At 64.3% G+C, this 10,490-nt stretch carries 10 protein-coding genes; 7 read left to right on the top strand and 3 right to left on the bottom strand.

What is annotated here, in order from left to right; translation table 11 throughout:
* The first annotated feature begins 163 nt into the window (after window positions 1-163).
* Window positions 164-583: a GNAT family acetyltransferase gene (locus ACFOSU_RS13965; RefSeq protein ID WP_380690649.1), complete on the top strand. Its 420-nt coding sequence runs from the start codon at window positions 164-166 to the stop codon at window positions 581-583.
* On the opposite strand, the gene ACFOSU_RS13960 is transcribed toward ACFOSU_RS13965, so the two are convergent.
* The 3 genes from ACFOSU_RS13960 to ACFOSU_RS13950 are packed head-to-tail and all read right to left on the bottom strand — an operon-like array spanning window position 580 to window position 3,222.
* Window positions 580-1,482: an HpcH/HpaI aldolase/citrate lyase family protein gene (locus tag ACFOSU_RS13960; protein WP_380690542.1), complete on the bottom strand. Its 903-nt coding sequence runs from the start codon at window positions 1,480-1,482 to the stop codon at window positions 580-582. The two genes, ACFOSU_RS13965 and ACFOSU_RS13960, sit on opposite strands and share 4 nt — an antisense overlap.
* On the bottom strand, window positions 1,479-1,940 hold the full coding sequence (locus tag ACFOSU_RS13955; RefSeq protein ID WP_380690541.1) for a MaoC family dehydratase: 462 nt from the start codon (window positions 1,938-1,940) through the stop codon (window positions 1,479-1,481). The genes ACFOSU_RS13960 and ACFOSU_RS13955 overlap by 4 nt, the downstream gene beginning before the upstream one ends.
* Before the next feature lie 55 nt (window positions 1,941-1,995).
* Window positions 1,996-3,222 carry a CaiB/BaiF CoA transferase family protein gene (locus ACFOSU_RS13950; RefSeq protein ID WP_380690540.1) on the bottom strand — a complete coding sequence of 409 codons (1,227 nt, stop codon included), beginning with the start codon at window positions 3,220-3,222 and terminating at the stop codon, window positions 1,996-1,998.
* A gap of 197 nt (window positions 3,223-3,419) precedes the next feature.
* Between ACFOSU_RS13950 and ACFOSU_RS13945 the strand changes: the two genes are divergently transcribed.
* The 6 genes from ACFOSU_RS13945 (at window position 3,420) to ACFOSU_RS13920 (ending at window position 10,401) form a co-directional block, all read left to right on the top strand.
* The gene (locus tag ACFOSU_RS13945; protein ID WP_380690539.1) at window positions 3,420-4,187 is read left to right on the top strand and encodes an IclR family transcriptional regulator domain-containing protein; all 768 of its coding nucleotides are present in this window, start codon (window positions 3,420-3,422) and stop codon (window positions 4,185-4,187) included.
* Window positions 4,188-4,347: 160 nt separating this feature from the next.
* On the top strand, window positions 4,348-5,292 hold the full coding sequence (locus ACFOSU_RS13940) for a TRAP transporter substrate-binding protein (protein WP_380690538.1): 945 nt from the start codon (window positions 4,348-4,350) through the stop codon (window positions 5,290-5,292).
* Window positions 5,293-5,341: 49 nt separating this feature from the next.
* Window positions 5,342-5,884: a TRAP transporter small permease gene (locus ACFOSU_RS13935; RefSeq protein WP_380690537.1), complete on the top strand. Its 543-nt coding sequence runs from the start codon at window positions 5,342-5,344 to the stop codon at window positions 5,882-5,884.
* Entirely contained in the window at window positions 5,881-7,170 is a 1,290-nt protein-coding gene (locus ACFOSU_RS13930) for a TRAP transporter large permease (protein WP_380690536.1), read from the top strand. Before ACFOSU_RS13935 ends, ACFOSU_RS13930 begins: the two co-directional genes overlap by 4 nt.
* A 10-nt stretch (window positions 7,171-7,180) precedes the next feature.
* The gene (locus ACFOSU_RS13925; protein WP_380690535.1) at window positions 7,181-8,383 is read left to right on the top strand and encodes an acyl-CoA dehydrogenase family protein; all 1,203 of its coding nucleotides are present in this window, start codon (window positions 7,181-7,183) and stop codon (window positions 8,381-8,383) included.
* Between the two features lie 35 nt (window positions 8,384-8,418).
* A complete protein-coding gene (locus tag ACFOSU_RS13920) occupies window positions 8,419-10,401 on the top strand; it encodes an acetoacetate--CoA ligase (RefSeq protein ID WP_380690534.1) in 1,983 nt (660 codons plus the stop codon).
* The last annotated feature ends 89 nt before the right edge of the window (window positions 10,402-10,490 follow it).

Here is a 10,490-nt window from a genome sequence, read left to right as displayed (position 1 = left end):
CGCAACCCTTCGGGACAGCGTCCATTTTCCTGCAATACGGCGTTGCAGCACGCTCATGTAGCTCGGCTACACAACGCGCACTGCGCCTTGTCTTGCAGAAAAATGGCCGCTGGCGCGGCGCCGGGCCAAACGGCAACACGCCCTAGTCAGCACCGTGGACGAGATCACGCTGCGGGCGTTTCGACCGGCTGACACCGAGGCAGTGGTCGCACTGTGGTCCGACTGTGGCCTGACCCGGCCCTGGAACGATCCGTACAAGGACATCGCGCGTAAGCTGAGCGTCGATGCCGATCTGTTCATCGTGGCCGAGATGCAGGGCACGCTCGTGGCCAGCGTAATGGCCGGCTACGAAGGCCACCGCGGCTGGATCAACTATCTCGCGGTGACTCCGTCGCGCCAGAGGCTGGGTATCGGTCGGCGGCTCATGGACCACGCCGAACAGCTTCTGATTGCCCGTGGCTGTCCGAAGATCAGTCTGTTGATTCGTCGCGACAACACCGCGGCGCTGGCGTTCTATCAGCAGCTGGGGTTCGGCGAAGACGCGGCGATTCCGCTCGGCAAGCGGCTCGAAGCAGACGACTAGCCTGTTTCGCCGGCGCGTTCGAGGATCCGCGCGGCGACATTGAAATGCGGCTGGTCGACCATGCGGCCGTCGAGCTGGAACGAGGCCGCGTCCGGATTGGCGTCGACCAGGGCGCGCACCTGGCGGGCCCAGGCGATCGCTTCGGCGCCGGGCGCGAGGCCTGCGTGCAGCGTGTCGAGCTGGGCCGGGTGGATCGCCATCTTGCTGGTGTAGCCGAGTTCGCGGGCGTAGTCGCATTCGGCGGCGAGCGCCTCGAGATCGCGGAAGTTCGCGCTGATGCTGTCGATGGCGTCGACGCCGGCGGCGGCGGCCATCATCAGGCAATGCATTTGCATGCTCTGGGCGAGCGCCGTATTGGCGTTCGTGCGCCCGGCGATCGGCGGGCGGCCGAGCACCGCCGACAGATCCTCGGTGCCCCAGCTGTAGCCGCGCAGGCGTGGATGGCCGCGCGTGAGCGTGCGCGCCTGCTCGCCGACCACGGATGCAGCCGTTTCGGTGATGATGCCGACGATGCCGGTCGGCGCGCCCTGGATGCTGTCGCGAGCTTCCAGCGCGTCCAGCCAGTGGCCCATGCGCTCGAGTTGGGCATGGGACCCGAGTTTGGGATGGATGATGCCGGACACGTGGGCCAGCGGCAGCGCGGCCAGTTCCGCGAGTGCATCGGCGGGTTGGCTGGCGTTCACCCGCACCCAGAACTCGGGATGGGGGCGGGCGCTGTCGCAGGCGTTCAGGAAATCGGCCGTGACCCGCAACGCTTCGGCCTTGCGCGTGGGGGCCACCGAATCCTCGAGGTCGAGGATGATCGCGTCGGCGCTCGAGGTCGCGGCCTTGTCCATCTTGCGCGCCGAGTCCCCGGGCACGAACAGATAGGAGCGTGGTGTTGTGTGCTGATTACTCATGCGGAATCGGCCGGCTTGCGGTGCATCATCGCCTGACGTCGGCAGTTGGCGACTTCGGTGCCGTCCTGCTTGAAGGCGCGGTGGATGAATTCGACGATGCCGACATCGGGCTTCGAGCGGCTGGCGCGAAGACTGGCGACCTCGGTGGTCACATGCACGGTATCGCCGTGGAACAGCGGCGCCGGGAAACGGGTGTCGCTCATGCCGAGATTACCGACCGTGGTGCCCAGCGTGGTGTCCTGCACCGAGATACCGATCATCAGGCCCAGGGTGAACAGGCTGTTGACCAGCGGCTGGCCGAACTGGGTGTGGGATGAGAATTCGCGGTCGATATGCAGCGGCTGCGGGTTCATGGTCATGCCGCAGAACCACATGTTGTCGGCTTCGGTGACAGTGCGCGTGAGTTCGTGCTCGAAGCGCTGACCCTCGCTGAATTGTTCGAAATACAGGCCGGCCATGGCGGGCTCCTCTTGTCTGGACTTGTTGTTCTGGACTTTTCGTTGCGGGTTGGGGTTATTCGGATTGGTCGTCGGTGCCGGGCGTCTCCGCCGGCAGGATCATCGCGCCGCTGGCGACCAGCGCGTCGATGGCGGCATCGTCCATGCCGTATTCATGCAGCACCGCGCGGCCATCGATACCCAGCCGCGGCGCGGCGCGGTCCGCGCGGGTGGCGGCGCCGGCAAAGCGCAGCGGTTGGCGCACGGTCGTGACCGCGCCTTCGGTCGGATGTGCGGTGGATTGGAAGAACCCGACCGCACGCAGATGCGGGTCGTCGATCAGGTCCTCCAGTCGGTTCACTGGCCCGCAGGGAATATCCAGGCGCTTGAATTCGGTCAGCCATTCGGCCGTGGTGCGCTCTGGCGTGGCCTGGCCGAGCACGGCATAGAGTTCGCCGATGCGTTCGCTGCGCCGCGACGCATCGCGCACCCAGTCGGCGTTGGCGAGATCGTCACGCCCGATCAGGCGCAGGAATTTCTCCCAGTGCTTGGTCGAATAGGGCAATGCAGCGATATGGCCGTCGGCGGTGGGATACGGCTTGCGGTGCGGCGAGACCACGCGGTCGTAGCGCAGCGTGCCGATCGGCGGCTCGAACACGTAGCCCGACAGATGCTCGGCGAGCATGAACGAGGCCAGGCTTTCGAACATCGCCGCTTCCACGGCCAGGCCCTGGCCGGTGCGTTCGCGCGACATGAGCGCGCCGAGGATGCCGGCAACCGCATACAGCCCGGCGATCTTGTCGGTGAGCACGGTCGGAATCAGCCGTGGTTCGGCCGTGGGGTCGATGCTCATGGAGGCGAATCCGGTCATCGACTGGATCACGTCGTCGTAGGCCGGGTCGTCGGCATAGGGGCCGTCGCTGCCAAAACCCACCGCGGCGCAGTAGACCAGGCGCGGGTTGAGCGTGGCCAGGCGTTCGTGGCCCAGATCCAGGCGTGCGATTGCGGCCGGGCGCATGTTGTGCAGGAACACGTCGGCATCCGCGATCATGCGATCGAGCGTGGCGCGTCCGGCCTCGGTCTTCAGATCCAGCGATATCGAGCGCTTGTTGCGATTGAGGTTGAGATAACCTGCGCCCATGCCGCGGCTGCGGGCCGGGGCGGCCGCGCGAAAGATATCGCCATCGGGTGATTCCACCTTGATCACGTCGGCGCCGAAATCCGCCAGCATCTGCGAGGCGAATGGCCCGAAGACCACCGTGCTCAGGTCGAGCACGGTCACCCCTTTCAACAACTCAAACATCCATGGCTCCTTGTCCGGGCCGTGTTGCAACACTGCACCGCAGCGATGGCGTGTAACTTTCGCACCGGGTGGCGACAGTCACGAGCCGCCGCACCCCGGGTGAACAGTATCGATCGGCAGCAGGAGAACAGAGTCTTGCATGTACGCAAAAGAGCTGCAATAATTTTTGGAACGATGGTTCATTCAATGAAACATTTATGAGTTACGCTCCCGTCACGGCCCTGATGCGCGGATTGAAGGTTCTCGAAGCCGTCAATCGGCTGGGGCCGGCACGCCTGACGGATATTCAGGCCGCCACCGGACTGCCCAAGGCATCGACGCTGCGAGTGCTGGATACCCTGCGCCACGGGGGTTACGTCACGGTCACGCCAGACAGCCGCGAGTATCTGGTGGCCGCGAGGACGCTGTCGCTGTCGAACAATTACCGCGCCGACGAGGCCCTGCTCGCGGTCGCGGCGCCGATCCTGCAAGAACTGCGCGAGGCCACCGGCTGGCCGTCCGATCTGGCGTTCTATCAGGCCGGCAAGATGGTGATCGCCGATACCAACCGGCGCCCGGGCAGTTTCTCGGTCAATCGAAAAGTGGGCACGCGGGTCTCGGTGATGCTCACCGCGATCGGGCGGGTCTATCTTTCGTTCTGCAGCGACGCAGAACGTGCGGACATCATCGACACCCTGGTTGCCAGCGACGATCGCGACGAAGTCGGTGCCGCCGACCACAAGGCCGTGGCGACGATGGTCGAACAGATCCGTACGCGCGGCTATGCCATCAATGAACGCGAATCCGTGCATACCATTCGCGCGGTGGCCGTGCCGGTGCTTCACGACGGCCAGGTGTTGTGTTCATTCAACGTCATCGGCCTGGCCCAGGCCGTACCGATGGCGGATTTCGAGAAGACCTATATCCCGATGATCCAGGCCGCGCGCCAGCGTATCGAGGCCGCACTGTCGAGTCGGAGCGAATAGACATGACGTGGACGAACCGGCGCACAGAACGCTCGGCCGTCCTTTTTTCCAACCGGAGGAGAACTCTGTGACCCAGACGAGATTATTGACACGTGTAGCGACAGCCCTGCTGTGCGGTGCCGCCTTTTGTGCCAGCCCGAACGTATTTGCGCGCTCGCTCATGTTCGCGGACTCATTTCCGCTATCGCATACGCTGTCCAAGGACGGCACGGTTTGGTGGATGAGCCGGGTGAAGACACTTACCGACGGCGATATTCAGTTCCAGCATTTTCCGGCCGAACAGCTGGCCAAGGCGAGCGAGATCCTGCAAAAGATCCAGGACGGCGTGGTTCAGGCCGGTTATGTCGGCACGGGCTACGTGAGCGACGAGCTGCCGCTCAACGGTGCCGTCATGCTGCCCGGCGAAGTCACGGATACGGTCCAGGCCAGCCGCGCCTACTGGAAACTGCTCAAAAGTGACGGCCCGCTGCGCCAGGAATTTCTCGACAATGACGTGGTGCCGATCTATGCGGTGCTGTTGCCGCCGTACCAGCTCGTACTCAAGCGCGGGCCGGTATCGTCGCTCGCCGATCTCAAGGGCCTGAAACTGCGTTCCACCGGTAGTCTGAATCTGGTGGTCAACGCCGTGGGCGCGAGCCCGGTGGCGATGGCCGCGCCGGATGCCTATCTGGCGATACAGCGCGGCACCCTCGACGGCACCGTGCTCCCGGTTACCAGTATTGCCCCGTACAAGATCGACGAGGTCACCAAGAGCCTGAGCACGAACGGCCGGTTCGGCAGTTTCGGCATCACCGTGGTAATGGCCAAGTCGACGTATGACGAACTGAGTGCCAGCGAGAAGAAAGCGGTGGATCAGGCAGGCGACGAGACCGTCGAGCATCTCGCGAAAATCGTCGAGAACGAGGTCGCCCAGGATCTCGCCGATTTCCGCGAAAAAGGTATCAAGGTGTATGAACTGCCGCCGGCGATGCAGAAAGCGCTGGAGCCGAAATACGAGACCGCGCAGCGCGACTGGATCAAGCGGATGCAGGGGCGCGGTCTGGATGGCGAAGCCGTGATCGAGTCGTTCGAGAGCACGCTGGAACAGGTCGGCAGCAGCAGCTGAGTCGGGGCGCGGATAGCCGTTCCTTCTTTCACGCTTTTCCGGGATTGCAATGCTTAAACGGATCCATGCCGGCGTCGAACTGGCGCTGTTCTGGCTGGCGGGCACGGCGCTTGTCGCGATGATGCTGCTCGTGAGTGCCGATGTGCTCGCGCGCTACGTGTTCAATGCGCCGCTGGTCTTCCAGTTCGAACTGACCACCAACTACCTGATGGTGATCGTGGCCACCCTCGCGCTGCCCTGGTGTCAGCGGCGGGGGGCGTTCATTCGCCTGTCGGTGATCGGGCGCTTTCTGGGCGTGCGCGGGCGTAACCTGCTGTTCGCCTTCAACGCGCTGGCGGCCGCCCTGGTATTGCTTGCCATTGCCTGGTTCTCGGGCGGGCGCACGCTCGACAAGTATCTGGGCGGCGATGCCACTTTCGGGGTGATCGACTGGCCCGTATGGCTGTCGTTGATATGGGTGCCGATCGGCTGTGCCATGCTCGCGCTGCGTCTGCTGGTCGATGCGGCGGTTCATGTCGCGCACGTCGACGCAGTCCATGAATTGCCCGACGAGCGCGAGAGCGACGCACGCGACGTCGGGGCCAATCCATGATTGTCGCCACGGGCATCGGCGTGCTGGCGCTGTTGCTGATCCTGGAGATGCCGATCGCCTTTGCGATGATGATCGCGGCGACGGTCGGGCTCTATATGGTCGGCGGCGAGTCGTTCGTGGCCAGCTATCTGAGTGATGTCTATCACAGCGTGTCAGCCTCCTATGTGTTCCTGACCATTCCCATGTACGTGCTGCTGGCCCAGTACATGGCGCAGTCGGGCATGGCGCGCGACATCATCCGCGCCAGCGATCTGTGGCTGGGGCGTCTGCGCGGCGGTCTGGGCGTGGCCTGCGTGATGGCGAGCGCGTTCATGGCGGCGATCATCGGCTCCAGCACGGCCAGCTCCGCGACCATGTCGGCGGCAGCTTTTCCGACCATGCGCGAGGTCGGCTACGACAAGCAGGTGTCGGTGGGCATCATCGCGATCTCGGGCACGCTCGCGATCATGATTCCGCCGAGCATCGTGCTCATCATCTACGGTATTCTCACCGAACTGTCGGTCGGCAAGCTGCTGATCGCGGGGCTGCTGCCGGGTGTGCTCACCGCGCTCGGCTATATCGTCACGATCATGTTCATCGGCTGGCGTACGCCGGAGAAGATGCCGGCCCAGCCGAGTTTCGACATGAAGGCGGCGGTGGCCTCTCTGGGCACGGTGTGGCCGGTATTGCTGCTCATGCTGCTGATCGTCGGCGGCCTCTACGGTGGTGCTGCCACGCCGACCGAGATCGGCGCGGTGGGCGCGGCCGCGGCGCTGGTGATCACGCTGCTCATGCGCCGTATGGACCGTGCCCGTTTTCTGACTGCCATCCAGGACACGCTCGGCACCACGGTGATGATCGTGACCATCATCATCGGCGCCATGATGTTCGGTTATTTCCTGACCCTGACCCAGGCGACCCAGTCGCTATTTGCCGCGATCCAGGGCTCCGGCATGTCGCCGTGGATGGTGATGGGCCTGCTCGTGCTGATCTATCTGGTGCTGGGCATGTTCATGGACCAGATCGCGATTCTGGTGCTGACCGTGCCGGTCACCCATGCGCTAGTGACAGGGCTGGGCTATGACGGCATCTGGTACGGGATCGTCATCACCAAGACAGTCGAGATCGGCCTGGTCACGCCGCCGCTGGGGCTCAACGTGTTCGTCACCTCCGGTATCACCAGGGTACCGCTGGCGACCTGTTTCCGCGGGGTCGCGCCGTTTCTGATGGTCGAGGCGGTGGTCCTCGGGCTGTTGCTGGCGTTCCCGCAGATCTCGCTTTTTCTGCCCAATCTCATGACGCACTAAGGAAGAATTCATGAATTTCGATCTACCGGAGGAAATGGTCGCGCTGCAGGATGCGGTCGCCGATTTCGCCACGCGACGGCTGACCGACGACGCCGAGGCCTACGAGAAAAGCGGTGAATTCGGCTTCGACCTGATCCGCGACATGGGCGAGGCCGGCTTCTTTGGCGCGCCGTTCCCGGCGGAACTGGGGGGCAGCGAGGCCGGCTTCATGGCGGTCTCGATCATCGCCGAGGAAATTTCCCGGATCGCGCCGGCCTATGGCTATGCGATGAACATGCAATGCGCGACCTGTCCCTACACGATCTACAACTGGGGCACGCCCGAGCAGATCGAACGCTTCGTGCCGGGGCTGATCGCGGGCGAAAAGATCGGCATGTTCGCGCTCTCGGAAGCCGGCGGCGGCTCCGACCCCGCCGGTGCGATGCGTACCACCGCGCGCCGCGAGGGCGACTACTACGTACTCAACGGCTCCAAGATGTGGATCACGTTCTCGAACGTGGCGGATGTCGGCGTGCTGTTCGCCAAGACCGATCCGAAAGCCGAGCCGGCGCATCGGGGCGTGACCGCGTTCATCGTCGAGCCCAAGCAGTTCGAGGGTTACAGCGCGCAGCCGATCGATCTGCCGGGACTGTCCAAGAGCCTGCGCTCCTGTGCTGTTTTTCTGGATGACTTCAAGGTGCCGGTCAAGAATCGGCTCGGCGAAGAGGGCAAGGGATTCGGTATTGCGATGAACGCGCTCGAGTTCGGCCGCCTGACCGTGTCCGCACGCCTGACCGGTCTCGCGCAGGCCGCGCTGGATGCCAGCATCGCCTATGCCAATGAACGGGTGGTCGGCGGTGGGCCGATCGCGCGCCACCAGCTGGTCCAGCAACGTATCGCCGATGCCACCGTCGCGGTCGAGGCGGCCCGTTTGATGGCGCGTCGTATCGGCTGGACCATGGATCAGGGCCGCACATCCACGCGAATCGCGTCGCGCGGCAAGTACTTCGCCACCCAGGCGGCGCGCCTGGCAGTGGACGTGGCCCGCGAAGTGTTCGGCGGCAATGCCTTGACTGCGGAATATCCGGTGCAGCGTCTGAGCGCCTATGTCGACATGCTCACGGTGGGCGAAGGCTCCGAGAACGTGCAGCGCGTGCTGATCGGCGAGGACGCGCTCGGAATCAAGGACGCGACCCGGCATACGATGCGCAATCGCTTTGTCGGTGTAACCTGACAGCCTTTGCCCACACGACAACAGGAACGCCCGCGATGAGCGAGAGCAACGCGATTCTCTATCAGCCGGATGAAGCGGCGATGGCGCGCACCCGGATGCGCGACTATATGGACTGGCTCGCGACCAACGGTTATCCGCGATTTACCGACTACGACGCGCTGTATCGGTGGTCGGTGGACGCCCTGGAGCCTTTCTGGACCAGCATCTGGGACTACACCGGCGTCATCGCGTCGGCGCGCGGCGACCAAGTGCTCGACACGCGCGCCATGCCCGGCGCGCGCTGGTTTGCCGATGCGCGGCTGAATTTTGCCGAAAACCTGCTGCGCGAAGCGCTGCACGGCGACGCGCACAAGTCGGCGATCGTGGGGCTGTCGGAATCGCGCGACGAGATCCGGCTGAGCTATGCCGATCTGCTGGCCCAGGTCGGGGCATTAGAGGCGTATCTGGTATCGGTGGGGGTGCAGGCCGGGGATCGGGTCGCGGGCATCGTCGCCAATACCCATGAACCGATTGTGGCGATGCTGGCCTGCGCGAGCCTGGGCGCGATCTGGTCGTCGGCATCGCCGGACTTCGGCGTGGCCGGGCTGGTGGATCGCTTCGCCCAGATCAAGCCTCGGGTTCTGGTGACCGTCGATGGCTACCGCTACGGCGGCAAGGACTTCGACCGAATCCAACAGATCGCGGAACTGCGCGAGCGTATTCCCTCTATCGAGCAGGTCATCGTCACGGCGAATCTCGGGCAGGGCAGCACGCCCGCCGACGATGACGGCTCGATTGGCTGGGAAGACGCGCTGGCCGCGCACGCCGGGGCGACACCGTCGTTCGCCCAGATGGCATTCGCCCAGCCGGTCTATATCCTGTTCTCGTCGGGCACCACGGGCGTGCCCAAATGCATCGTCCACGGCGCGGGCGGGGCGCTGTTGCAGCACAGCAAGGAGCTGATGCTGCACGGTGATATTCGTCGCGACGACGTGTTCTTCTATTTCACCACCTGCGGGTGGATGATGTGGAACTGGCTGGCCTCGGGTCTGCTCACCGGTGCGACGCTGGTGCTCTACGACGGCAATCCGGGTTTCCCGGATATGAACGTGCTCTGGGACATCGCCGAGCGTGAGCGCATCACCCATTTCGGCACCAGCGCCAAGTGGATCGCGGGTTGCCGCAACGCCGGCATCGCGCCGGACGCGGCTTACGATCTGTCCGCGCTCAAGACCGTATTCTCTACCGGTTCGCCGCTGCTGCCCGCGGATTTCGACTGGGTTTATGAGCAGGTCAAGGCTGACGTGCTGCTCAGCTCGATCTCCGGCGGCACCGATATCGTGTCGTCGTTCGTCGGCGGCTGTCCGTTGTTGCCGGTGCGCCGGGGCGAGATCCAGTGCCGTCTGCTCGGCGTGGCGGCGGAGGCGTTCAACGACCAGGGCGACGTCGTGATCGATGAATGCGGTGAACTCGTCTGCACCCAGCCGCTACCGTCGATGCCGGTGATGTTCTGGAACGACCCCGACGGCACACGCTACCGTGAAGCCTATTTCGACACCTTCGACGGCATCTGGTCGCACGGCGACTATGTGTTGTTCACGCCCGAGGGCGGGGCGATCATCTACGGGCGCAGCGACGCCACGCTCAACGTCGGCGGTATTCGTATCGGCACCGCCGAAATCTATCGTCAGGTCGAGCCGCTGGACGCGGTGGCCGATACCTTGGTGGTGGCTCAGCCCTACGGCGACGACAGCCGAATCGTGATGCTGGTGGTCATGAACGAGGGCCATACGTTCGACGATGGGCTTGTGGACCGCATCCGCAAGCGTCTGCGCGAGCACGCCAGTCCCCGCCATGTGCCGGGGCTGATCGTGCCGGTATCCGCATTGCCGTATACCCGCAGCGGCAAGAAGGTCGAGGTGGCCGTGGCCCGTCTGCTGCGCGGGATGAGCGTGAACAACACGCAGGCGATCGCCAATCCGGAATCACTGGAGGCGATCGCACAGATCGATGCGCTCGAGATCCCTGCGTCGAACTGATTTGCTGACAGCCGGCCGACGAGCCGAGCGGCTATAAAAAAGGGCGATCCGATCGGATCGCCCTTTTTGTTCCTGCTTCTCAGTCTGCT

Source organism: Salinisphaera aquimarina (genome assembly GCF_042643355.1).
Classification (GTDB): domain Bacteria; phylum Pseudomonadota; class Gammaproteobacteria; order Nevskiales; family Salinisphaeraceae; genus Salinisphaera; species Salinisphaera aquimarina.
This window is presented reverse-complemented; position numbering and strand designations above follow the sequence as displayed.

What these genes read in the sequence shown, in the direction of transcription:
- ACFOSU_RS13960 (WP_380690542.1), bottom strand. Translation starts at nt 1,482, where the DNA reads ATGAGTAATCAGCACACAACACCACGCTCCTATCTGTTCGTGCCCGGG.
- ACFOSU_RS13955 (WP_380690541.1), bottom strand. Translation starts at nt 1,940, where the DNA reads ATGGCCGGCCTGTATTTCGAACAATTCAGCGAGGGTCAGCGCTTCGAG.
- ACFOSU_RS13950 (WP_380690540.1), bottom strand. Translation starts at nt 3,222, where the DNA reads ATGTTTGAGTTGTTGAAAGGGGTGACCGTGCTCGACCTGAGCACGGTG.
- ACFOSU_RS13945 (WP_380690539.1), top strand. Translation starts at nt 3,420, where the DNA reads ATGAGTTACGCTCCCGTCACGGCCCTGATGCGCGGATTGAAGGTTCTC.
- ACFOSU_RS13940 (WP_380690538.1), top strand. Translation starts at nt 4,348, where the DNA reads ATGTTCGCGGACTCATTTCCGCTATCGCATACGCTGTCCAAGGACGGC.
- ACFOSU_RS13935 (WP_380690537.1), top strand. Translation starts at nt 5,342, where the DNA reads ATGCTTAAACGGATCCATGCCGGCGTCGAACTGGCGCTGTTCTGGCTG.
- ACFOSU_RS13930 (WP_380690536.1), top strand. Translation starts at nt 5,881, where the DNA reads ATGATTGTCGCCACGGGCATCGGCGTGCTGGCGCTGTTGCTGATCCTG.
- ACFOSU_RS13925 (WP_380690535.1), top strand. Translation starts at nt 7,181, where the DNA reads ATGAATTTCGATCTACCGGAGGAAATGGTCGCGCTGCAGGATGCGGTC.
- ACFOSU_RS13920 (WP_380690534.1), top strand. Translation starts at nt 8,419, where the DNA reads ATGAGCGAGAGCAACGCGATTCTCTATCAGCCGGATGAAGCGGCGATG.